Source organism: Streptomyces genisteinicus (assembly GCF_014489615.1).
Lineage (GTDB): Bacteria > Actinomycetota > Actinomycetes > Streptomycetales > Streptomycetaceae > Streptomyces > Streptomyces genisteinicus.
Genome location: NZ_CP060825.1, coordinates 6,848,897 through 6,873,567, shown reverse-complemented (window position 1 = coordinate 6,873,567; position 24,671 = coordinate 6,848,897). Strand labels below are relative to the sequence as shown.

Genomic DNA, 24,671 nt, shown 5'->3' with positions numbered 1-24,671 from the left:
GGGTCAGCTCCTTCCGTCGCCGGCGAAGCGGAGCGCGTGGGCGACCCGCTCGACCTGCCGGGCGAACTCTGCGTGGCTCCGGGCCCGTCGGGGCTCCTGCACCGCGGGCGCGTCGGGTGTCTCCTCGGCCACCGTCCTGACCCGCCGCAGCAGCGAGGGCTCCATGGGCGGGGTCGCGCCGCGTCCGATGCGTTCGAGGAGTGCGGTGTCCCGGTCGGACAGGACGGTGATGTCGGCGAGCCGTGCCGCGTCGCCGCGCTCCGCCGCGGCGAGTGCCGCGCAGAAGGTGTCGAGCACCGCACGGGCGGTGCGTTCGGTGAACAGGTCGGCGGCGTAGTCCAGCGTCAGGCGGAGACCGTCGCGACCGGGCGTGACGACCAGGTCCAGGTCGTACCGGCAGCTGTGCCTCTCCACCGGGACGGACCGCAGCACGAGGTCGCCGAGGGTGATGACGGTCTCGCTGCCGGCGAGTGCCTCCAGCAGGCCCGGCACGTCCGGCAGCGGGTTCTCCTGGTAGGTGATGAGCGTCTCGACCAGGGGTGTGCGGCCGGGCGCACGATCGGGCCGGACCGCCTCCACGGCACGGGCCAGCGGGTGGAGGCCGGCGTCCATTCCGGCGGCGAGCTGGGCGCGGGCTTCGGCGACCACCTGTTCCAGGAGGCGGTCCGGCCCGACGTCGAGTGCCAGCGGGACCGTGTTCGTGCACAGGCCGCCGACGGCGCCGTGGCGGCCGCTGGTGCGGCCGGCGACGGGCACCCCCACGACGACGGGTGCGGGCGTGCCGTACCGCCCCAGGGTCGCGGCCCACAGCACGGCCAGGAGGCACACCGGGTCCCGGCCCGCCGGACCCGGTGGTGCCGGCGCGGGCACCCGCGCCTCGATCCGGGCGCCGCGGCCGCTCCGGACGGCGGGGCGCGGGACGTCGGTGCGCACGCCGAGCGGCGCGGCCCGCCGGGGCAGCAGCTCGCGCAGGAACGCGTCGCGCTCGCCCGCCTCCGCGGAGTCGAGCCAGGCCCGCTGCTCGCGCACCCAGGCGTCGTACGAGCCCGGTTCGGGCAGGCGCACCGGGCGCCCGGCGGCAAGGGCCGAGTAGGCGGATCCGAGGTCGCGGAGGACCAGGGACAGCGACCACAGGTCGGTGACCAGATGGTGCACCACGACCTGGTACACGCGCCGCGCCGGGGTCTGCCACCGGTACAGGCGCAGGAGCGGCCCGTCCTCGGGGTCGAAGGGCAGCGCGGCCGCCTCGGACATCTGCGGGGCCAGGCGGTCCTCGGCGACGGGTACCGGCGTCAGGGCGAGGGCGTCGCGCATGCGCCGGGCGGACACCGCTTCACGTCGTCCGCCGGCCCCGGACGACGTGAAGCGCATACGCAGTTCCGGCTGGTGCTCCAGCGCCGTGCGCAGCGCCCGCTCGAACAGCCCGTGGTCGGTGTCCGGGCCCGGCTCGCAGGCGAAGGAGATGGTGTAGGCGTCGCTGCCGGGGTCGAGCATGTGCAGGAACAGCAGGGATTCCTGCGCCGTGGAGAGCTCGCCGGTGACGGTGGCGGCCTCCCCGGCAGGCGCCGCCGCGGCGGCGTGGACCCGCTCGATCAGGTCGGCGGCGGTGGCGCCTCCCAGGAGGTCGCGGACGGGGATGTCCACGCCGGTACGGCGTGCGACGAGTTCCGTCAGCCGGACGGCGCCCAGTGAGTCGAGGCCGGACAGGGTCAGCGGCCGGTCGTCTCCGGCGTCCGTGCCGAGCACCTCGGCCAGGGCGCCGCGTACGGCGTCCTCCGGGGCGGCGCCGTCCCGGGCGGGGCCCCGGCCGGGGACGGGGCGGTGGTCGGCGTACGCGTCCGCCAGGTACCGGGTCCGGCACTCGCCGCGGCGCAGCTTGCCGCTGGTGGTCTTGGGCACGGTGCCCCGGGGCACCGCGACGATCTCGTGCGAGGCCAGGCCGAACGTCGTGGCGACGGCGCCGGCGATCCGTGCCCGGTCGCCGTCGCCCAGGCTCTGTCCCGGGCGCAGTTCCGCGACGATCACCACGCCCTGGTCGTCCGGTGCGGCGAACGCGGCGACGCAGCCGGGGCGGACCGCGGGGGCGAGGTCGACGACGAGTCGCTCGATGTCCTGGGGGTGGTGGTTGCGGCCCCGCACGATGATGACGTCCTTGATGCGGCCCGTGACGTGGAGTTCGCCGTCCACGAGGAAGCCGAGGTCGCCCGTGCGCAGCCACCTGCCGTCGCTGCCGGTGAGGCTCGCGCCGAACACCTCGTGGGTGAGGTCGGGCCGGTTCCAGTACCCGGCCGCGACGGCCGGCCCGTGCACCAGGATCTCGCCCACCTCTCCCGCGGGCAGCGGTGTGCCGTCCGGCCCGGCGACCGCGACGTCGCAGTCGCGGGGCACTCCGCAGGCGACGACCGCTTCCCCGTCGGGGGTGTCGCGCGTGGTCGCTCCCGCACCGACGGGGACCGAGGTCACCAGCAGTGTGGATTCCGCCAGCCCGTAGCACGGCACGAAGGCGTCGTCCCGGAACCCGGCCGGGGCGAGCGCCTCGGCGAAGCGGCGGAGCGTGCGCGCCGATACGGGTTCCGCGCCGCTGTAGGCGGTCCGCCAGCCGCTGACGTCGAGACCGGGAGGCAGGCCGTCGCGCTCGACGGCGCGGGCCACGAGTTCGTACGCGAAATTGGGGGCGCCGCTGGTGGTCACGCCGTACGTGTGCACGGCGGCGGGCCATGCCGTCGGATTGCGGATGAAGTCGATCGGCGAGGCCAGGTAGGCGTGGCACCCGGTGTGCAGGGGATGGAGGATGTTCCCGATCAGGCCCATGTCGTGATAGGCGGGCAGCCAGCTCAGCACCACGCTGTCCGGCGTGTGACGGAACGCTTCGCGAATGGCGGCCAGGTTGGCGGCGAGGTTGCCGTGCGTCACCATGACGCCGCGCGGTTCGGCCGTGGAGCCCGAGGTGTACTGCAGGAAGGCCAGTGTGCCGGGAGACGGGGACCCGCTCGGCACGTGCCGGTCGTCACCGGTGCGCCACAGTGCGGGGGTGGCGACCGCCTGCGCCAGGTACTCGGCCATGCCGGCGTCGGAGGTCCAGGCCACCCGGGAGCCGCTGTCCTCCTGGATGCGGCGGACCGTGGCGCGCTCCTCCGCGGTGTCGAGCAGAGGGTAGACGGGGACCGGGACGCATCCGGCGTACAGGCAGCCGACGAAGGAGGTGACGAAGTCGAGTCCGGGTGGCTGGAACAGCAGGACGCGGTCCCCCGGGTCGGCTTCGGCGAGCAGCGCGGCGGCCACCGCGGCGGCCCCGTCGTCGAGTTCGGCGCAGGTGCGTGAGTCGGTTCGGTCCCCGAGCCCGGTGAGCCAGGACAGCGCGGGGGCCGTGGCCTCCCGCTCGGCGCGCGCTCGTACCGCTCCGACGAGGTCGGGTGGAGTCGATGTGCGGGTCAACCGGATCTCCCTCGTCGTTCACCAGCTCGGGCACGGGGCTCGGATCGCTCATCCGGCCGGCGCCGGCCGCGTACCCGGGACGTCCGGCCGCGCTTCGGCGAGCACGGCACACCCCCCGCGGTCCGGTCCGGGCCGCGGACGAATCCGCCGCCTTGCCGGGCGCGTCGCCGGGGACGAACGGGACCGTATGCAGGGCCGGTTGCGCGGGAGTTACGCGCTCGATACCGGGGAGGGATTCCGCCATTGGATCGAATGGCGTCGGCTTGGTACGGACCCTTGCATGTGACACGGACACATGCGTAACCTCACGTCCGTCGCTGTCACTCGAGTTCCATCATTTCACGCTTGATCACCGCACGGACATCTTCACCGAATGTCCGGGTTCATGCTCATCCGAGGCCATCAGCTCCCCCCACCCCTGATCCCCTCACGAGGAGTCTTGCGCTCGATGGATCACGCGATATCGGTTTACACCCTTGGAGCATTCGAGCTGGCGATTCACGGGAAGCCGGTTCAGCAGTGGAAGGCGGGCAAGGCCCGCGACCTCTTTCAATTCCTGTTGCTGCGCCAGGGACACGTGGTGCCGCGGGAAACACTCCACGAGGCGCTGTGGCCGGGTTCCTTCTGGTCGGCGAGTTCGAGTTCCCTCAAAGTGGCGGTGCACGCGCTGCGCAGAGTCCTGGCCAACTACCAGGCCTCACCCGGAGGGACGAGCACGTCGTCGCTGCGCCTGGTGACGCGCGAGACGGGCTACACCCTTCAGACCAGCGGGCTCTGGGTGGACTCCGAGGTCTTCGACGACCTGGTCGACCAGGGGCACCGCGCCGAGTCGGCCGGGGCCCGTCAGGAGGCGGGCCGGCACTACCGGGCCGCTGCCGAATTGTATGGAGGGGACTTCCTGGCCGGAGCCCCCATGGAATGGGCCAGTGTTCACCGGGAATGGCTTCGGAGCCGCTTCCTCTACGTGCTCCAGCAACTGGCCGAATCCAGCATGCTGGAAGACAATCCGCTCTCGGTGATGCGCTATTGCCGCCGTATCCTGGAGATCGAGCCGTATCGCGAGGAAAGCTATCGCATGCTGATGTACACACATGCACAGCTCGGGCAACTCAATCAGGTTCGCCGCTGGTACGACATCTGCGCGACGCGCCTGCGCGAAGACCTGCAGGCAGCCCCGGAACCCGCTACCCGCCTCGCCTACTCCCGCGCGATGCACGGTCGGCTCGACGCCGACAGCTGGGAATCCATCAACTGCCCCGGGCATACGGCAGCCCACCGGGAGCGGCGGACCAAAGCCTGACGGCCGCTCATTCGTCCTACACTCTCCCCATGATCCGAGAGGCTTTTCTCCAAGGGGCCGCGGCCGCGGCAGATCTGATCGGCCACCCGTCCGTGGCCGCGGCATGGAACGCTCCGAGCGTCCTTCCCGGATACCGGGTGGGCGGCCTCTGCGGCCATCTCGCGCGCAACGTCGTGCTGGTCGAACCGCTGCTCGCCGCCCCTGCCTCCGGCGCGCGTCCCCTCCCCCTGCTCGACCACTACACCGGTGACGACTGGCTGGACGCGGATCCCCAGAGCGAGGAGCATCTCGCGATCCGCGAGCGGGGGGAGAAGGCCGCGGCCGACGGCCCGGGGAGTCTGGCCGAACGCGTGTCCGGGGCCGTGGGCCGGCTGGCTCCGGCCGTCGCCGCGCAGCCCGCGGACCGGGTCGTCGACCTCCCCGGCATGTGGAGCCTGACGCTCGACGACTTCCTGCTGACCCGTCTCGTCGAATTGACGGTGCACTGCGACGACCTGGCGGTGAGTGTCGGCGAGCCGACTCCCGAACTCCCCGCCGCCCACTACGAGGAGACGATCGCACTCCTGTCGCGGCTCGCCGTGCGACGTCACGGGCCGACCGCCCTGCTCCGGGCGCTCAGCCGGAGCGAGCGGGCGCCGGCGACGGTCTCCGCGTTCTGACCGCGGCGGCCGGCGCGGCTGCCCGCCAGGGAGCAGGCGGCACGGCCCGGCCGGGGGTCGCCGACACGGCCCGGCCGGGCGCCGGCGCCCGGCCCGGGCGGGAGTAGGCCACGCCGCCCGGCCGCCCCGCCGCTCGGTCAGGGCCGCGGCCGGTCCATGGCCTCGGCGAGACTCCGCGGACGCATGTCCGCCCAGTTCTCCTCGACGTACTCCACGCACGAGGCGTGTCCCGCCGGCCCGTGCACCGTCGTCCAGCCACCCGGCACGTCGATGTCCTCGGGCCACAGCGAGTGCTGCCCCTCGTCGTTGACCAGAACGACATAGGTGCCGTCGGTGTCCTCGAACGGGTTGCTCATCGGAGTCCTCCGTGTGTCGTGGTCGTCCCGGTGGCGTCGAGCGCACCGGCTCCCGTGGCGTCGTCCAGCCGGGCCGCCAGCACCGGACCGATGCGGGCGAGCGCGGCGGGGCTCGTCATCTCGCCGTGTCCGCAGGGCAGTCGGTGCACCTCGACCCGGCCGGTCACATGGCGCCGCCAGTCCCGGGGGTCGCGTGTGGCGGCACCGTCGTGGTCCTCCCAGGTGGCGGCGAACACGAGGGCGTCGCCCTCGAACCGGCCGGGGCGGAACCCCCCGGCCAGTCGGCAGTGGTCGGTGAAGGTCCGCGTCACCGTGGCGAGCGGGTCGTCGCCCAGTTCCCGGAGTGCGCGGTACTGCTGTCCGAAGACGTCGGCCAGCGCGGCACCGGGTGCACCGGTGGCTCCGTGGCCGTCTTCGCGCCGCCCGAGCGACTCGAACAGAGCGGTCCGCACGTCGCCCTCCGCGGGCAGGACGCCCCCTCTCCCTTCGCCCGGATACGCGTCCAGGAGTGCGAGCAGCGCCACTTTCTCCCCCTCCTGCTGGAGCCGGGTCGCCATCGCGTGCGCGACCATGCCGCCGAAGGACCAGCCCAGCAGGTGGTACGGGCCATGGGCCTGGGCCTGCCGCATCGTGCGGAGGTAGTCGGTGACCAACTCGTCGAAGGTGCCGGCCACCCGGCCGCCCGGGGTCAGTCCGGGCGACTGGAGCCCGTACACCGGCTGCCCGCCGTCCAGGTGGGCCAGCAGACCGGCGTAGACCCAGCTGGTTCCCGCGGCCGGGTGGACGCAGAAGACCGGTGCCCGGGCGCCGTCGGCGCGGAGGGCCAGGAGGGGGCCGAGGGAGTCGTCGGCCGGCCCGGCTCCGGTCTCCCGCAGACGGCGGGCGACGGCCGCAGGGGTGGGCGCCGTGAAGAGCGTGCCGATCCCGATCTCGGCGCCCAGTACCGCACGTACCCGTTCGATCAGCCGCACGGCCAGCAGCGAATGTCCGCCGAGCTCGAAGAACCCCTGTTCCGGGCCGACTTCGGGCAGGCCGAGCACTTCGGCGAACAGGTCGCACAGCCTCTGCTCGCCGGCGTCCCGCGCGGCCCGCCCCACCGGGCCGGCCGCGTCGGCGCGCGGGGCGGGCAGCGCCTTCCGGTCGAGTTTGCCGTTCTCGGTGAGCGGCAGCGCGGGCAGCACCACACAGGCGGAGGGCACCATGTGCCCGGGCAGCCGGAGGCCCGCCTGCCGGCGGAGCTCCGCCTCGGCCTCCGGACCCGGCTCGGGGCCGGTGGCGTACGCGACCAGGCGCCGATCGCCCTGCCGGTCCTCGCGCAGGACCACCGCGGCCTGCTCGACCCGGTCGCAGTCGAGCAGGGCGGCCTCCACCTCCGCGGGCTCGATCCGGAACCCCCGCAGCTTGATCTGGTCGTCGGCGCGTCCGAGGTACTCCAGTCCGCCCGCCGACCGCCACCGGACGATGTCCCCAGTGCGGTACATGCGGCCGCCCGGCGGGCCGTACGGGTCGGCGACGAACCGTCCGGCCGTCAGCGCGGGCCGGTTCAGGTAGCCGCGTGCCAGGCCCGGTCCGGACACGTAGAGCTCACCCGCCACGCCGATCGGCGCCCGCCGCAGCCGCTCGTCCAGGACGTGGACCCGCAGATCCGCGATGCCGGAGCCGATCGGGCTGCGGCGCCCCTCGGCGGTGTGCCCCCGCTCGAGCGGCAGGGCGGTCACGTGCACGGTCGTCTCGGTGATGCCGTACATGTTGACCAGGCGGGGGGCGTCGGCGGCGTGCCGCGTGTACCAGTCGGCCAGCCGGCCCGGGTCGAGGGCCTCGCCGCCGAAGACGACGTACCTCAGGGCCAGGCGCCGGCCGGTCTCCGGATGCTCGGCGTCGGCCCGCATCAGCTGGTGGAAGGCAGACGGCGTCTGGTTGAGGACCGTGACCCGCTCGTCGGCGAGCAGCCGCAGCAGCTCCCGGGGGGACCTGCTGGTCTCGTACGGGACGACCACCAGCCTGCCGCCGTGCAGGAGCGGCCCCCACAGCTCCCAGACGGAGAAGTCGAACGCGAAGGAGTGGAAGAGGGTCCACACGTCGGCCTCGCCGAAGCTGAACCAGCGCCTGGTGGAGGCGAACAGGCGCAGGACGTTCCGGTGGGTCACGACCACGCCCTTGGGCGTCCCCGTGGATCCCGAGGTGTGGATCGTGTACGCGGGGTGGTCCGGGAGCAGGGGGCTGGTCCGTTCGTCGTCGCGCAGGTCGGTGCCGGGGTGCGCGTCCAGCGCCGCCCGGGTCTCCTCGCTGTCGAGCGGCAGGCGCGGTACGGCCTGCCCGGGCAGGCCGCGGGCCGCCTCGGACGTCGTCACCAGCACCAGCGCGTCCGCGTCACGCAGGACGTGGGCGATGCGCCGCTCGGGATACGCCGTGTCGACGGGGACGTACGCGGCGCCGGTCTTGAGTACGGCCAGCAGGGCCGCGACCAGCTCGGTGGAGCGCGGCAGGGCGACCGCCACCATGCGTTCCGGGCCCGCTCCGAGCGTACGGAGGTGGCGGGCGAGCCGGTTGGCCCGCGCGTTGAGCTGCCGGTAGGTGAGCCGGTGCGCGCCGCAGCCGACGGCGACGGCGTCGGGCGTCCGGCGTACCTGCTCCTGGAAGGCGTCGACGAGCGTGGTGGCGGCGGTCCGCGAAGGGCCGGCCGGGCCACCGGACCAGTGCTCGAGCAGCCGGTCCTCCTCGGGCCCGTTGACCGTCAGCCGGCCGACGGGGGCATCGGGTCGGTCGGCGAGCTGCCGCAGGACGCGGGGGAACATGCCGGCGATCCGCCGTACCGTCCCCTCGTCGAACAGGTCCGCGTTGTAGTCGATCACGCCCTTGATCCCGGCGGGCTCGCCGGCGGGGCCGAACTCCTCCTCGAGGGCGAAGGTCAGGTCGAACTTGGCGGGGCGTACGCCGGCGTCCTCGGCGCTGACCTCCAGGCCGGGGAAGCGGACGGTCGAGGCGATGCCGTTCTGGAGGGTGAACATCACCTGGAAGAGGGGGTTGCGGGCGGCCGACCGGGGCGGGTTCAGCTCCTCCACCAGCAGATCGAACGGCACGTCCTGATGCGCCAGCGCCCCCAGATTCACCTCCCGGACCCGGCCCACCAACTCCCGGAAACTCGGATCACCCGACACATCCACCCGCATCACCAGCGTATTCACGAAGAAACCGACCAGATCCTCAAGCCCCTCCTCCGAACGCCCCGCCACCGGACACCCCAACGGAACATCCGACCCCGCACCCAACCTCGACAACAACACCCCCAACCCCGCCTGCAACACCATGAACACACTCGCCCCGCACTCCCGACCCACCCCCACCACACCCGCATGCACCCCCGCCCCCACATCCACACCCACCGAACCACCCCGGAAACTCCCCACCACCGGCCGCGCCCGGTCGAACGGCAGCACCAACTCCTCCGGAACCCCCGCCAAAGCCCCTCGCCAAAACCCCAACTGACGAGAAACCAGACTCCCCGGATCCCCCACCCCACCCAACAACTCGCCCTGCCACAAAGCGAAATCCGCATACTGCACCGGCAACTCCCCCCACACCGGCACACCCCCCGCACACCGCACCCCGTACGCAGACGCCACATCCCTCAGCAGAGGACCCAACGACCACCCGTCAGCCGCAATGTGATGCACCACCAGAACAAAGACACACTCACCCCCACCCACATCGAACAACCACCCCCGCACCGGCACATCCACCGACAGATCGAAAGACCACCCCACCGCCTCCCCCACCAGACCCGCCAACTCCCCCACACCACACGACCGCACACTCAGCACAGGCACCGCACCCACCCCCAGCACCCGCTGACACGGCACCCCGTCCACCACCTCCACCACCGTCCGCAACACCTCATGCCGCCCCACCACATCCCCCAACGCCAACCCCAACGCCCGAGCGTCCACCCCACCCCGCAACCGCAGACACACCGGAATGTTGTACGCCGACCCCACACCCTCCAACTGCTGCAGAAACCACAGACGCCGCTGACCGAAAGACAACGGAATCATCGCTCGGCCCCCTGCTCCGGTACGGTCCGCTGGTCTCTCATCCGGCGCAGCGCGGGCCGCGGCCGCTGTCCGGCGCGGTCGGCGGCGCGGGCCGCGATGCCGGCGGGAGTCGGGGCCTCGAAGACGTCCCTGACGTCGAGGTCGACGCCGATCTTCGTGCGTACCCGGCCGATGAGGCGCATGGCCAGCACGGAATGGCCGCCGAGCTCGAAGAAGTTGCCGTCCCTGCCGACCCGGGGCACGTCCAGGATCTCCGCGAAGAGCCGGCACAGCTCGCCCTCCCGGGGGGTTCGCGGCGGGGCGAAGCCGGCGGCTCCGGCCGTGACGTCGGGGGCGGGCAGGGCCGCCCGGTCCAGCTTGCCGCTCGGTGTGAGGGGCAGTGCCTCCAGGACGGTCACCGCGGACGGGACCATGTGCCCGGGGAGTTCCGCCCGCAGCCGGTCCCGCAGGTCCGGGCCCCGGAGTGTGCGCCCGGGTACGGGGACGGCGTAGGCGACGAGCCGGTGGTCCTCCGCCCGGTCCGCACGCACCACCACGGCCGCCTGGGCCACGTCGCGGTGCTGCTCCAGAAGGGCCTCGATCTCACCCGGCTCGATGCGGAATCCGCGGACCTTCACCTGCTGGTCGACGCGGCCGAGGTACTCCAGGTCTCCGTCGCCGTTCCAGCGCACCAGGTCGCCGGTGCGGTACATCCGGGCCCCCGGCGGGCCGAACGGACAGGCCACGAAGCGTTCCGCGGTCAGGGCCGGGGCACCCAGGTAGCCCCGCGCGAGGCCCTCGCCGCCGATGTAGAGCTCACCGGTGACGCCCGGCGGCACCATGCGGAGCCGGTCGTCGAGGACGTATCCGCACGTGTGGTCCAGCGGCACCCCGACGGGGGGCGTCTTCTCCGCCGGGGCCGTGGTCGACCACGCCGTGGCGAAGACCGTCGCCTCCGTGGGGCCGTAGACGTTCCACAGGTTCCGCGCGCCGAGACCCGACGCCACGGTGCGCGCGGCCGTCCTGGTCAGCCCCTCGCCCGCGAGGACGACGGTCTCCGCGCTCGTGCGCACCCGGGCGTGCGTCACCAGTTGCTCCAGGGCCGACGGCACGCCGCTGACCAGGGTCGCGACGGGGCCCCGGGGATCGCGGTCGGCGAGGGAGAGGAGGTTGTGGTGGATCTCGACGCTGCCACCGCTCACCAGCGGCCCGAAGAGCTCGAAGACGGAGACGTCGAAGCTGAGCGACGTGGTGAACAGCACGCGGTCCAGCACCCCCGGGCCGAACGTGCGCGCCGCCCAGGCGGCCAGGTTCGCCGCTGCGGAATGGGGTACGACCACTCCCTTCGGGCGCCCCGTGGAGCCGGAGGTGTAGATGACGTAGGCGGGGTGCGCGGGCCGCAGCGGGGCCGTCCGGTCGGCATCGGTCGGGTTGGCCGGCTCCGCCTCGGGGTCCGCGTCGCGGGGAGCGTCCAGGAGCAGCACGGCCGGGCCGGCGTCCGGCCCTCCGGGCAGCGCCCCGAGGGTGTCCCGGGTGGCGAGGGTCAGCACCGGGCGGGCGTCGTCGAGCATGCGGGACAGCCGGGCGGCGGGGTACCGGGGGTCGAGCGGCAGGTATCCCGCGCCCGCCTTCAGGACGGCGAGTACCGCGACGACGAGTTCGGCACGGCGTTCGAGACACAGCGCGACCAGTGATTCGGGGCCCGCGCCCATCGCGAGGAGTCGGTGCGCCAGACGGTTGGCCCGGCTGTTCAGCTCCGCGTAGTCGAGCACGTCGCCGCCTGCCGCGACCGCGGTGCGGCCGGGGGTCCTGGCCGCCTGGGCCTCGAAGAGCGAGACCAGCGTCCGCGGCTCACAGACGGCCCGGCCGGCGGCGGCACCGCGGGACCGGCGGGCGAGGGCCGCGCGTTCCTCGGGGTCCAGGAGCTCGATCCGGCTGAGGGGCAGGTCGGGTCGGTCGGCGAGCTGCCGCAGGACGCGGGTGAACATGCCGGCGATCCGCAGTACCGTCCCCTCGTCGAACAGGTCGGCGCTGTAGTCGATCACGCCCTTGATCCCGGCGGGCTCTCCGGCGGGGCCGGTCCGTTCGGTGAAGTCGAAGAGCAGGTCGACCTTGGAGCGGTCGGTGACCACGGGTTCGGTGCCGGCGTCGAGTCCGTGGAAGGACGGAAGGGCCGTGGGCATGTCCTGGAACACGGCCATCACCTGGAAGAGGGGGTTGCGGGCGGCCGACCGGGGCGGGTTCAGCTCCTCCACCAGCAGATCGAACGGCACGTCCTGATGCGCCAGCGCCCCCAGATTCACCTCCCGGACCCGGCCCACCAACTCCCGGAAACTCGGATCACCCGACACATCCACCCGCATCACCAGCGTATTCACGAAGAAACCGACCAGATCCTCAAGCCCCTCCTCCGAACGCCCCGCCACCGGACACCCCAACGGAACATCCGACCCCGCACCCAACCTCGACAACAACACCCCCAACCCCGCCTGCAACACCATGAACACACTCGCCCCGCACTCCCGACCCACCCCCACCACACCCGCATGCACCCCCGCCCCCACATCCACACCCACCGAACCACCCCGGAAACTCCCCACCACCGGCCGCGCCCGGTCGAACGGCAGCACCAACTCCTCCGGAACCCCCGCCAAAGCCCCTCGCCAAAACCCCAACTGACGAGAAACCAGACTCCCCGGATCCCCCACCCCACCCAACAACTCGCCCTGCCACAAAGCGAAATCCGCATACTGCACCGGCAACTCCCCCCACACCGGCACACCCCCCGCACACCGCACCCCGTACGCAGACGCCACATCCCTCAGCAGAGGACCCAACGACCACCCGTCAGCCGCAATGTGATGCACCACCAGAACAAAGACACACTCACCCCCACCCACATCGAACAACCACCCCCGCACCGGCACATCCACCGACAGATCGAAAGACCACCCCACCGCCTCCCCCACCAGACCCGCCAACTCCCCCACACCACACGACCGCACACTCAGCACAGGCACCGCACCCACCCCCAGCACCCGCTGACACGGCACCCCGTCCACCACCTCCACCACCGTCCGCAACACCTCATGCCGCCCCACCACATCCCCCAACGCCAACCCCAACGCCCGAGCGTCCACCCCACCCCGCAACCGCAGACACACCGGAATGTTGTACGCCGACCCCACACCCTCCAACTGCTGCAGAAACCACAGACGCCGCTGACCGAAAGACAACGGAACGGCATCCGTGCGGGGCTTGCGCACGAGTCGCGGACGGGTGGGCGCGCCGGCCCCGGACCCGGCTGACGCATCGCCGAGGAACGCCACCAGGCCGTCGACCGACTCGCTTTCGAACAGGTCGATCAGATCGACGACAAGGCCCAGATCCGCGCGGAGCCGGCGCACGAGCTGGGCGCCGAGGAGGGAGGTGCCTCCCATGGCGAAGAAGTTGGCCGAGCAGTCGATCTCCGGCAGTCCCAGGATCTCCGCCCACACGGCCGCGACGCGCCCGTGGAGTTCCGTGCGGGGAGCGGTCGCGCGGGGCGCATCGTCCGGGGGCAGGCGGTGCGGCGGCTGCCCGGGGGCCGCGAGGGGCTTCGTGCCCGGGGCGGGCAGGGACACGGCGGCCTCGGCGAGCCGGGCAAGCGTGGCATCGGGGGCCGCGACGGCGGCGCCGAGGAGTTCGGCGTAGGCCCGGGCGAAGGCGTCCATCGTGGTGGCGTCGAACAGCTCCGTGGCATAGCGCAGGCTCAGGACACGCCCTCCGTCCGCCGATTCCCTTACCTCGGCCAGGAGGTCGAACTCGGTGGTGATCTCGCTGCGGCGCAGCAGCCGGTCGCTCACCTCCGTCGCGTCCACACCGGTCAGGCTCAGGGGCTCGCTCCCGGGCACGTACTGGAAGGCGACCTGGTACAGCGGGTGGCGGCTGCTGTCGCGGGGCGGATTGACGCGTTCGACGACGTGGTGGAAGGGAGCGTCCCCGTGCTCGAACGCGTCGGAGAGGTTCTCGCGGACCGCGACGAGCAGGTCGGCCAGGGTCAGCCGCGGGTCGCAGTCGGCAACCAGGACGACGGAGTTGACGAAGTAGCCGAGCAGGTTCTCCAGCTCCGGTTCGTCCCGCCCCGGCAGGGGCGTGCCGACCACGGCCCGGGGCTCGTCCGACCACCGCGCCACCAGGAGGTCGAAGACCGCGAGATGGACGACGAACGGGGAGACCGAGGCGGCACGGGCCAGCTCCGCCGCACCGCGCACCGCGGCCGCCGGGAGCGCGACCTGGCAGAAGGCCGCCGTGAACCGGCGCAGCGCGGGCCTCGGCCGGTCCGTGGGCAGCTCCGTGGCGCGCACGTCCCGCAGCCGCCGCGCCCAGTGCTCGACCGACTCCCGCATGCCGTCCGCCGCCTCCTGGCGCTGCCACCAGGCGAAGTCCGCGTACTGCACGGTCAGTTCGGGCAGCGTGTGCTGCCTTCCCTCGACCTGCGCCGCGTACAGCTCGGACAGCTCCCGCCGCAGCAGGACGTCGGAGGCGCCGTCCCAGACGATGTGGTGGGTCACCAGCACCAGGGTGTGCCGCCGCGCCGCGAGGCGGAACAGCACACCGCGGAGCAGGGGCGGGGCCGAGAGGTCGAACGGCTTCTCCAGCACTCCCGCGAGGTCGTCGGCGACGGCGTCGTCCTGCGCCTGTCCGGCCCGGTCGCGCAGATCGACGTGGCGCAGTCCGAACGGCGCACCGCGGCGGGTCACCTGCTCGGGCCGTCCGTCCACCGGTACCAGTGCGGAGCTCAGCAGCTCGTGCCGGCCGACGAGCGCGGCCAGCGCCCGCTCCAGGGCGCCCGCGTCGAGCGGGCCGGACAGCTCCCACGCGGCGAGCATCACGTATGCCGAGAGGTCGGGGACGAGTTCCCCGGCGAGCCAGAGGGCTTCCTGCCCGAACGAGAGCGGGGCCTTGTCTTCCATCGTCAGCTCCTTCGCGAAAGGTCTTCCGCCAGGGCGCGCCGGTCCGTCTTGCCGTTGGCGTTCAGCGGCAGCCGGTCCAGGCAGACGACGCGGCCGGGGAGCATGTGCTCCGGCAGGGCGGCGGCCAGCTCCTTGCGGAGCCTGTCCAGGAGCCCGCCGGCGGGCCGGCCGCCGGCCCCGGCCTCGCCTTCCGCGGTGTGCCCGGGGACGACGCAGGCGGCCAGGACCGGTTCCCCGCGCGCCGTGTGCTGGACCACGGCGGCCGCGTCGCCGATCCAGGGCACGGCCCGCAGGGCGTGGTCGATCTCGCCGAGCTCGATGCGGAAGCCGCGGATCTTGACCTGGTCGTCCCGGCGCCCGACGTAGTGCAGCTGCCCCGCGCCGTCCGTGTGGCCGAGGTCTCCGGTGCGGTACCAGCGGCCCGGTCTGCCGGGCAGCGTGACGAAGCGCTCCGCGGTCAGTCCGGGCATCCCGACGTACCCGCGTGCCACCTGGCGGCCGCCGATGAGGATCTCCCCGGTGCGTCCCGGAGGGAGCGGCCGCAGATCCGCGTCGAGGACGACTGCCGGGCTGTGGTCGTACGCCGTGCCGATGGGGGTCGCCGGGTCGGCGCGTACCACCTCCTCGGCCGTCAGCCGCTTGAACGTGTTGTAGACCGTGGTCTCGGTGATGCCGTAGACGTTGCACCACGCGGGCTGCGGTCCGGGCTGCGACCGGCTCCAGGTGCGGATGGCACGGTAGTTGAGGGCTTCGCCGCAGAAGGTGACGTTGCGCAGCGGCAGCCGCGCCGCCTCCTCCTCCAGCACCTCGGTGAGGTGCTGGAAGACGCTGGGGACGATGTGGAGCCGTGTGGCGCTGTGGCGTAGCAGCAGCTCGGCCAGGGACTCGGGGTTCTGCTGGGCGTCGGGCGGAACCGCGACCAGCGTGGCGCCGACCGCCACCGCCGCCCACATCTCCCACACGCTGACGTCGAACCCGTGGGCGTGTTGCAGGGGCCACACCTCGTGGTCGGTGAAGCCGAACAGCGGCAGGGCGTCGGCGAGCATGGCGAGGACGTTGGCGTGGGTCACCTCCACCCCTTTGGGCACGCCGGTGGAGCCGGAGGTGTACATCACGTACGCCGCGGAGTGCGGGTCGGGCCCGGCGTCGTCGCCGGTGCCGGAGCCGGCGAGGGGTCCGGTGACGGGTCCGGGGGTCAGGTCGTCCCCGTCGACGTGCAGCGCGGTCAGTTCCGCGATCTCGGGTGCGGCGCGGCCGGATTCGTCGCGGACGACCGCCTTCAGCCCGGCGTTGCCGACGATGTGGCGCAGCCGCTGGGAGGGATGCGCCGCATCGAGGGGGACGTAGGAGCAGCCGGCGCGCATCAGGGCCGCGGAGGCGACCAGGGCCAGGGGGCCGCGGGCCACGCAGAGGCCGACGCGTTCGCCGGGCCGGACTCCAGCCGCGCGGATCCTGGCGGCCAGCGCGTCGGTGCAGCGGTCGAGCCCGGCGTAGGTCAGGAGCAGGGGCCCCGCGCGGAGCGCCGGGCGTTCGGCGAAGCGCCGGGCGGAGTGGCGCAGGACGTCGCCGAGGGTGCGCGGTGACGGTCCGAGCGGTGCGGTCTTCACAGGGTCCTCCCCGTCGGCGTGTGGAGCGGCGCGGACCGCCGTGCGTCCCCGGGGTCGCCGTGCGGCACGGGATCGTGTCCGGGCAGCGGGTGCGTGCGCCCCGCCACCCAGCGTGCGACGTGGTCCCGATCGGCGGTGCCGGTGCCGGCGGGGCTGCCCGGTACCGTCAGCAGTCCTTCGCCGGGGCGGGCGGGCGCGACGACCAGGCGCATGGCGGCGCCGAAGTCGGGCTGGGTGACGCGCAGGCTCTCCGGGCAGCCGGAGAGTCCGGCTCCGCTCACGCCGGTGCGGCCGGCCGGGTCGTCGCCGAGGGGCGTCGGGGCGAGGACGTTCACGCTCCCCCACCGCGTGGGTCCGGCGCTGCCGGTGCGCTTGGTGAGCAGTGCCCTGGCGCCGCCGAGCATGGCCACGACGAAGGGGGCCGGCCCGGGCCAGGGCTTCGGCACCATGTCCGCGGCCAGGGCGTCGACGAGACGCCGCAGAGGTCCCTCGTGGCCGTTGTAGCAGTAGGTGAAGGCCGCGTCGTACCTCCGGCAGGGGCGGGTGACGGCGGCGAACAGTTCCTCGCGCAGCAGTTCCCGGAACACCACGAGCAGGGCGAGGCCGTACTCGTCGTGGTGCGACGTGCCCCGCCAGGCCAGGACCTCGTCGCGCAGTGAGCGCAGCGGCTCGGGAGCACGCTCGGGCGTGTACCGCAGGGCCAGGTCCCGGTAGTACGCGTAGAGCTCCGCGTCCAGGTCGAGTTGCAGCGCGCCGGAGCGGGCCTCGTCGTGCGGGCCGTCCGCGGCGAGCGACGCGGCGGCGCGGCGGGCGCGGGTGCCGGGGAAGAAGTTCCACCCGAGGCGCTCGGTCCGGCCGGCGGCGTCCCCGTTGTTGCAGCTGATCACATGTCCGCTCGGTGGTGACACCAGCCGCGGCAGCTCGTGGGGGGCGAGGCGCGGTGTCGGCCACACGTCCCGTTCCGCGTCGCAGAAGCCGCGCGGCCCGCCCGCGCGCCGCGGGTGGCGTCCCGTCACGGTCCAGGCGACATCGGCCGCCGTGTCCGCGAGCAGGGCGTTGAGGGGAGGCATGCCGCAGTCGTTGAGCAGGTCGGCCGCTTCGGTCACGTCGGCGCACTCGTACAGTCCGGCGAGGGAGAAGTCGAGTGCCGTGGGGTCGGTGAGGTTCGAGCTCAGCACCAGCGGGCGCCCGCGCAGTTCGTCGACGACCGGTCCCCACGGGGTGTCGAGCACCTCGATGCCGATGTCGTCGCCGCCCAGGACGGCGACGCGTTCCGTCCTCACGGTGAACGGCTCGTCACGGCCGTCGTGCCGGTACGTCCCCGGGGTGCTTCCCGGGGTCAGCTCCCGCACCTCGCAGGTGTCGGCCGGCAGGCGGGTGAATCCCCACGCGATCCGGCCGTTGGTGCCGGCGACGATCACGGGCAGGCCGGGTACGGTCACGCCGGTGACACCGGTGTCCCCCACGACGAGCCGTGCGGCGTACATCAGCGACGGGCTGGTCAGTTCCAGGTGCATGTCGTTGGCGAGGACGGCGGTGTCTCCGTCGGTGACGGCCCAGGCGTTGCTGCCGACCGGGCGCCCCTCCGACACCACGAGCGGCCCCGGGGGGCCGGGGGGTTCGGCCATCAGGGCCCGCAGCTCGGCCAGTGGCAGGGGGGATCTCGCCGTCTCCGGCACGGTGCCGTCGATGCCCACGGCGAATTCGTCCTGCGGATCGAGCAGGAAGCCGGTGACCGCGGCCGGCAGGGTCCGGCGCATCACCTCGACCATGCGGACGTCCTGTCCGTCGGACGAGAGTGCCTGGAACAGCCCCTGGGTGACCGCGATGCAGTCCACCGGGGTCCATGCCCCGCCGGGTCCGTCCGGCGCGGCGGCGTTGACGCCGTCCGCGTACGCCTCCAGCGTGCGCCGCTGCGACACGGGCAGCAGCTCCCAGCACGCGCGCGCGACCTGCGCCAGTCCGAGGGTGCGCTGCCGCAGATCGGAACGGGCGGCCGGCGGACCCGATGTCTCGGCGAGCCGTCCGTGGCTGCGGCGCCGCATGAGGTCCATCTGCCCGCGGCGGTGCCGGGCGACCGCCCAGCCGAGGCCGTACGCGGCGGCCGTCCAGGTGGGTGCGTGCACGACCGGCCGGCCGGGCCCGTCGAGGGCGATCTCGACGATGCCGTCGGCGGTCCGCAGCCGGGCGGGCGCGGTGCCGTTCACCGCGGCACCCCCGCGGTCCCCGTGGCGGCGGCCGGGTCGGGGGCCCCGGCGAACAGCCGCAGGGTGTCCACCACGGCGTTCAGCACGGTGTCCGGCCGTCGGGGGTCGGGGTGCTCCGCGTGTTCGACGACGACGCTCAAAGTGCCGCTGTCGTGGGCGAACAGGGTGATGCTCAGGCGCGGGCCGAGCGCGGAGGGCACCAGGAGACCCCCGTGGTCGTACAGCGGTGACAGCCGGAGGGCAGAGCCGGCGGGGGCCCGGTAGGGCCGGTCGAAGGCGACCACCGCGTCCACCAGGTCGTCGGGGCGCAGCCCCAGCACGGCGCAGGGCGGACCGAGGAGTTCGTCCAGCGGGCTGTCGGCGCACCGCCGGGCCTCGGTGACCTCGGTCCGGGTGGCCCGGACGGTGTCGCGCGGTGTCGCGCCGCCGGGCACCGGGACGGCGAGCAGGGTGCTGTTCGCGAAGGGGCCGACGGTGCGCTCGTGCGAGGCGTGCGCGCGGTTGTCGAGCAGGGTGCCGATGCCGATGTGCCTGCGGCCCGAGGCCGCGGCGAGAGCGGCGGCGACGGCCGCGGTCGCCGTGACGAAGTCGGTGGTGCCCTCGGCCTCGGCCAGAGCGCGCAGCCCGAGCAGTACGGAGCCGTCCACCTCGGCGGTGCGGCGCACGTACCGCACGGCGCTCGGCGCCGGCTCCTCGGCGGCGGCGAGGTCGGCCGCGAGGTCGCGGGCCACGCGCGTCCAGTGACGGCGGGAGCCGGCCGGTACGGCGTCGTGCGCGTCCGCTCGGCGCAGTGCGTAGTCGACGTGGGTGAGGGCGTCGCCGTCGGCCGGACGGGGAGAGCCCTGGGAGACCGTCTGTGTGTACGCCTCGGCGAGATCGTCGAGCAGGACCGTCTGCGACACGCCGTCGACGGCCAGATGGTGGAGGTGCAGCACGAGCAGGTCGGCCGCGTGACGGCGGCGGAACAGCTGGGCGCGCAGCAGGTTGCCCCGCGTGAGGTCGAAGGGTCGCAGGTGGGTGCGGCGCACCTCCTTGAGGACGGCGGCGTCCTCGGCCCGGCCGTCGGTTCCCGACGGCGCGTCCCGCTCCACCAGGTCGACATCGTCGGGTGTCCACGGCGGAACGATCACCTGCTGGTGATCCCCGCCCCCGTCCGGTGCCGGGAAGGCCAGGCGCAGCGCGCCGTGCCGGGTCAGCAGCGCATGGAGCGCGAGCCGCAGGACGGAGCCGTCGACGGGCGAATCCAGCGCCACGGGCACGACGATGTTGTGGACCGGTGACGGGCCGAGGACGTCCTCGATACGCAGCAGCCGCTCCTGCTGGGGCGACACCGGGCCCGACACCCGTCCCGAGGGGCGGGGCCGTTCCCCGGCGGTGACCGACCCGTCGCCCAGCACGGTGGCGGTGCGGGCGGCGAAGTCCGCGAAGACCGGGTGCTCGAAGATGAGGCCGGCGGGGAGCTCGGCGTCGAGTGCCTTGCGCATACGGGACATCAGTCGCGTGGCGAGCATCGAATGGCCGCCGAGCGCGAAGAAGTGCGCGTCGTCGTCGACCTCGGGGACGTGCAGGAGCTCCTGCCAGTTGCGGCGGGCGATCCCGGCCACGGTGCGGGGGTCGTGTCGCCCCTGCGGTACGGAGCCGTCGTCCATCGGCGTGCCTCCCTCCACGGTGCCCATGGGCTCAGCGCTCCTGGTGCGCCACTGCGCTGCGCAGCGCGGACCGCACCAGCGCCACGACCTCGGGCCGGCGCTCCTCGATGAACAGGTGGCCGCCGTCCAGGTCGAGACGGCGCAGGGGCTGGTGCGTCTCGCGGGCCCAGCCGGACATCACCTCGGGTCCCGCCTCGGGGTCGTCGCGACCCGCCAGGGCGACGACCGGCACGGACAGCGCGGGGCCCGGTGTGCGGCGGTAGCGGTCGGCGAGTGCGAAGTCGGACCGCAGCATCGGCAGCAGCAGGGACAGCATCTCCTCGTCGTCGAGGATGGCTTGAGGGGTCGCCCCCATCTGTCGCAACACGGCGATGAACTCCTCGTCGGGCAGGGTGTGCTTGGGTGACAGGGCCTCGCGCGAGCGGGGCGGTGCGCAGGCGGCGACGACGAGCAGGAGCGGCGGGCGGCCCCGCCGGGTCAGGCGCCGTGCCACCTCGAAGGCCAGGAGCGCGCCCAGGCTGTACCCGAACAGCGCCAGCGGCAGGTCCCTCTGCAGCGGCGCGGCGGCTTCGGCCACGTCGTCGGCGATCCGGTGCAGATCGTGCCGGAGCGGCTCGCCCCACCGGTGGGCCCTCCCCGGCAGGCAGACCGGCAGCACGTCCGCGGTGTCCGCGAGGGCCTCGTCCCAGGTGCGGTACATGACGGGAGAGCCGCCCGCGTAGGGCAGGCACAGCAGGCGGACGGCGCAGTCGCCCGGGGCGGCGGGGGCGGGGAACCAGAGGCCCGCCCCGGTGGCCGGCCCGGGGCGGGTGCCGTCACGCGTAGGCACGGGACTGCCTCTCGTAGAGGTCCCGGTAGATGCCGTCGTCCTGGGCCATCAGGTCCTCGTGGACGCCGAGTTGTGCGATGCGTCCCTGGTCGACGACGACGATCAGGTCGGCGAGGCGTGCGGTGGACAGGCGGTGCGAGGCGAACAGGGTGATGCCGTTGGACCGGGCGACGGTCTGCCGGGCTGCCCGGACGTAGGCGGTGAGAAGCGCGTCCTCGGCCAGCGGGTCGATGGCGGCGGTGGGTTCGTCGAGGACGAGCAGGCACGGCGCGGGACGCATTCTGGCCCGCGCCAGTGCGATGCGCTGCCATTCGCCACCGGACAGGTCGACGCCGTCGTCGTAGGACCGGCCGAGGTGTGCGGCGAGTCCTCCGGGCAGGCCGGCCACGAGTCCGGCCGCTCCCCCCTGCTCCACGGCCCGGGTGACGTGGGCGTCGTCCTCGGCGAGGGCCGGCGAGCCCGCGCCGACGCTGTGGCGGACGGAGAACTCCAGGCGGCTGAAGTCCTGGAAGCAGGCGCTGGTGCGCCGGTGCCAGAGGTCTGCGTCGACGGAGGCGAGATCGGTGCCTTCGACGGTGATCCGTCCGCTGGTGGGGCGGTAGAGGCCGGCGAGGAGTTTGATCAGAGTGGACTTGCCCGCGCCGTTGGCTCCGACCACCGCGACGACGCTGCCCGCGGGCAGCACCAGGTCGACGTCCCCGAGGGCCCTGCTGTCGCTGCCCGGGTAGCGGAACTCCACGGCCTCGAGCCGGATGCCGTCCGTCAGGCGCTCGGCCGGCACGCCTTCGCCGGCGCCGTGGGCCGCGCGGTCGGCGTACTCCTCCAGGCGGAGCAGGCGCCGCGAGGCGGCGAGGGCCTGCTGGAGGAAGCCGAAGAACTGCACGCCCTGGTTGAGCTGGGTGCTGACCGAGGTGACGAGTCCCAGGGTGAGGATCACGTCGCCGAGTGACACCTGTCCTCGTGTGAAGCGGTACAGCACGAACATCAGGGCCGCGCAGTAGCCGAGGGCGAACAGCGCCGAGGCCGCGCTCGTGGCGATGAGGTTGCGCCACACGGTGCGGGTGACCTCCCGGTCCGCGGCGCCGGCCGCCTCCGCGTGCCGGGCGCGCAGGTGCGGCCCCAGCCCGAACAGCCTGAGCTCCTTGGCGGCCGCGGGCGAAGCGCCGACCGCGAGCAGATGGCGGGCCAGACGGGCGGCGCCGGCTGCCCGCCCGACCGCCTCGTCGCGGTGCCGCTGCGCGCGCCGGGTCGCCAGCAGGGGCGGTACCGCGAGCAGCGGCAGGAGGAGGAGCACCGGCTGGATCATGGCGAGGATCACGCCGGTGACCGCGGCGCGGACGGTCGCACCGAGGACGAGCGAGAAGGCGTCGCCGCCTTCGGAGAGGTGGACACGCTCCTGGCGCAGGACCTCGATCTGGTCCCGGACGCCGGGGTCGTCGAGGTGGGCGACGCCCGGGAGCCGGCCGATGAGCGTCATCAGCCGCCGGTCGACGACCGCGGCCGTTCCCTCGATCATGCGGACGGACTGCTCGATGGAGTAGGTGACGCTGCCCACTGCCAGGGCGCTGGCGAGCGCGATGCCGGCCACCCCCGCGGCGAGTGCTCCCGTGTCGTGGGCGGCTGCCGCGTCGACGATCACCTTCACCAGGTAGAAGACGAGGACGAGCACGGTGGGCCGCAGCCCGAAGGTGACGAACGTGATCAGCGTCGCCCTCCGGTCGGCTTCGAGGGACAGTCCGATGGCGGCGCCGAGGGGGCTCCGGCGCCGCGCCGCCGGGAGGGTGGTCATCGCTGGGTCTCCGCTCCGGCCGTGAACCGCTCCGCCTGGACGCGGAACATGCGCGCGTACAGTCCGTTCGTCGCCATGAGTGCCGCGTGGCCGCCCTGCTCCGCGATCGCGCCGCCGTCGAGCACCACGATCCGGTCGGCATGGCGCACCGTGGAGAACCGGTGCGAGATCAGCACCACCGTCTTCCCCGCGGCGGCGTCGAGCAGCTGGTCGTACAGCTCGGTCTCGCCGCGCACGTCGAGCGCCGCGGAGGGTTCGTCGAGAAGCAGGGTCTCCGCGCCCGCCGACAGCGCCCACAGGGCGCGCGCGAGCCCGACGCGCTGCCATTGGCCACCGGACAGGTCCACGCCGCCGAATTCGCGGCTGAGGACGGTCGACCAGCCGTCCGGCAGCTCGGTGACCAGGCCGAGCAGGCCCGCCGAGCGTGCGGTCCGCTCCAGCGCCTGCGGGGTCACGGGGTGGCCGGGCGCGCCGAGCACGACGTTGTCCCGCAGCGGCAGGCTCCATCTGATCCAGTCCTGGAAGAGCGCCGCGCAGTGACGCGCCCACAGGTCGGGCCGGATGTCGCGCATGTCGACTCCGTCGACCAGGATGCGTCCCTCGGTGGGCCGGTGGAGTCCGCACAGCAGCTTGGCCAGGGTGGTCTTTCCCGCGCCGTTGACGCCGACCACGGCCAGGGAGGTGCCCGCGGGAATCGTCATGTGGAGATCGCGCAGCACCCACGTGTCGGACCCGGGATAGCGGAACCCGACCCCGTCGAACACGATCGCCGTACGGAAGCGGGCCGGGGCGTCCCCGGTGTGCTCCGCCGGCCTGCCGGTGCGCTCCTCCAGCTCGGCGAGCGACGTGAGCATCGTGCCGCCGACCGCGATGTTCAGCAGGTCCGGGGTGACGATGCTCAGCCCCAGCAGGCCGGTGCTCGCCACGGCGAACGCGGTGAACCGGCCGATCGACAGGTCACCGTTCGCCATGTCCCGGGCGAGGACGAGGAACGCCAGTCCCTGGACGGCCAGGACGGCGCAGCCGCTGAGCAGACTGACCCGTCCGACTCCGGTGCGGTCGCGGCGGGCACGGGCGATGGCCGAACGCCACTCGGCGGTGTACCGGCCGAGGAGCCAGTCGGCCAGTCCGAAGGTGCGGACGTCCTTGGCGGCGGCCGGTGTGCACAGCGTGTCCTTGAGGTACATCGCGCGGCGCATCATCGCCGGGGCGCCTTCGGCCGATTCGAGGGCGGCCTGGTACATGCGGGAGACGACGACCATCGCGTACCCGTAGGCGGCGAGCAGCAGGACCGCCAGCCACCACCGGTACGCGAACAGCACCAGGGCGCCGCATACCGCTCCGCCCCGGGCGATGCCGATCCCGACCGTGCCGATCACGGCGTCCCGGACGGTGCCCCCGCCCAGGGGGCCGTCGACCGCGGCGGCCAGCCCCACGGTCTCGGGATGTTCCACTCGCGCCAGGTCCGCCGGCCCGCCCAGCGCGGCCATCGTGCGCTGTGACACCGACCGGTCCAGGCGCCTGCCCAGCGATTCGGCGACCGCCTGGGCGACCGGGCCCACCGTCTGGAGCAGGAGGAAGACCACCCCCAGGAGCAGGGCGACGACGACCGTTCGGCGATCGAGGCCGGAGCGGGAGCCGGAGTCCAGCAGCGCACCGGCCAGCAGACCGGACGTGACCGCGAGGGTCGCCGGCAGCACCGAGCCCAGCGCGATCAGAAGACCCAGCACCAGGGTGTTCCGGCGGTCCGTGCGCCACATGTCGCCGGCCAGAACGGCGATCGGCGCCTTCCACCGGGTCCGCCGGATCCCTGCTCGCCGAGCACCGGTTGCGTCCTGCGCCACCTGCGACTCT

12 protein-coding genes are annotated in these 24,671 nt (G+C 73.5%); 2 read left to right on the top strand and 10 right to left on the bottom strand.

The genetic code is table 11. The annotated features are described in order from the left end of the window. Nucleotides 1–3: 3 nt before the first annotated feature. Entirely contained in the window at nt 4–3,435 is a 3,432-nt protein-coding gene (locus IAG43_RS29430) for an AMP-binding protein (protein WP_187743694.1), read from the bottom strand. A 448-nt stretch (nt 3,436–3,883) separates the two neighbouring features. Between IAG43_RS29430 and IAG43_RS29425 the strand changes: the two genes are divergently transcribed. Next, on the top strand, nt 3,884–4,735 hold the full coding sequence (locus IAG43_RS29425; protein ID WP_187743693.1) for an AfsR/SARP family transcriptional regulator: 852 nt from the start codon (nt 3,884–3,886) through the stop codon (nt 4,733–4,735). 29 nt (nt 4,736–4,764) lie between these two features. Then, on the top strand, nt 4,765–5,394 hold the full coding sequence (locus IAG43_RS29420; RefSeq protein ID WP_187743692.1) for a maleylpyruvate isomerase N-terminal domain-containing protein: 630 nt from the start codon (nt 4,765–4,767) through the stop codon (nt 5,392–5,394). 137 nt (nt 5,395–5,531) lie between these two features. Here the strand turns inward: IAG43_RS29420 and IAG43_RS29415 are convergent, their stop codons facing one another. From IAG43_RS29415 to IAG43_RS29375, 9 genes are read right to left on the bottom strand one after another with little or no spacing between them, the layout of a single operon-like run. Continuing rightward, nucleotides 5,532–5,750, bottom strand: coding sequence for an MbtH family protein (locus IAG43_RS29415; RefSeq protein ID WP_187743691.1), 219 nt, complete (start codon nt 5,748–5,750; stop codon nt 5,532–5,534). Next, the gene (locus IAG43_RS29410; RefSeq protein ID WP_187743690.1) at nt 5,747–9,802 is read right to left on the bottom strand and encodes a non-ribosomal peptide synthetase; all 4,056 of its coding nucleotides are present in this window, start codon (nt 9,800–9,802) and stop codon (nt 5,747–5,749) included. Before IAG43_RS29410 ends, IAG43_RS29415 begins: the two co-directional genes overlap by 4 nt. Continuing rightward, nucleotides 9,799–14,736, bottom strand: coding sequence for a non-ribosomal peptide synthetase (locus IAG43_RS29405; RefSeq protein ID WP_187743689.1), 4,938 nt, complete (start codon nt 14,734–14,736; stop codon nt 9,799–9,801). Before IAG43_RS29405 ends, IAG43_RS29410 begins: the two co-directional genes overlap by 4 nt. Before the next feature lie 2 nt (nt 14,737–14,738). Then, a complete protein-coding gene (locus IAG43_RS29400) occupies nt 14,739–16,343 on the bottom strand; it encodes an amino acid adenylation domain-containing protein (protein ID WP_187743688.1) in 1,605 nt (534 codons plus the stop codon). Then, nucleotides 16,340–18,550 carry a penicillin acylase family protein gene (locus IAG43_RS29395; RefSeq protein WP_187743687.1) on the bottom strand — a complete coding sequence of 737 codons (2,211 nt, stop codon included), beginning with the start codon at nt 18,548–18,550 and terminating at the stop codon, nt 16,340–16,342. The genes IAG43_RS29400 and IAG43_RS29395 overlap by 4 nt, the downstream gene beginning before the upstream one ends. After that, the gene (locus tag IAG43_RS29390; RefSeq protein WP_187743686.1) at nt 18,547–20,226 is read right to left on the bottom strand and encodes a condensation domain-containing protein; all 1,680 of its coding nucleotides are present in this window, start codon (nt 20,224–20,226) and stop codon (nt 18,547–18,549) included. Before IAG43_RS29390 ends, IAG43_RS29395 begins: the two co-directional genes overlap by 4 nt. A gap of 4 nt (nt 20,227–20,230) precedes the next feature. Then, nucleotides 20,231–21,028 (bottom strand): thioesterase II family protein, encoded by a 798-nt coding sequence (locus IAG43_RS29385; RefSeq protein WP_187743685.1) that lies wholly within the window; start codon nt 21,026–21,028, stop codon nt 20,231–20,233. Further along, complete coding sequence (locus IAG43_RS29380; protein ID WP_187743684.1) at nt 21,015–22,817, bottom strand: ABC transporter ATP-binding protein; 1,803 nt, start codon at nt 22,815–22,817, stop codon at nt 21,015–21,017. The genes IAG43_RS29385 and IAG43_RS29380 overlap by 14 nt, the downstream gene beginning before the upstream one ends. Beyond that, nucleotides 22,814–24,661 (bottom strand): ABC transporter ATP-binding protein, encoded by a 1,848-nt coding sequence (locus tag IAG43_RS29375; protein ID WP_187743683.1) that lies wholly within the window; start codon nt 24,659–24,661, stop codon nt 22,814–22,816. The genes IAG43_RS29380 and IAG43_RS29375 overlap by 4 nt, the downstream gene beginning before the upstream one ends. Between the last annotated feature and the right edge of the window lie 10 nt (nt 24,662–24,671).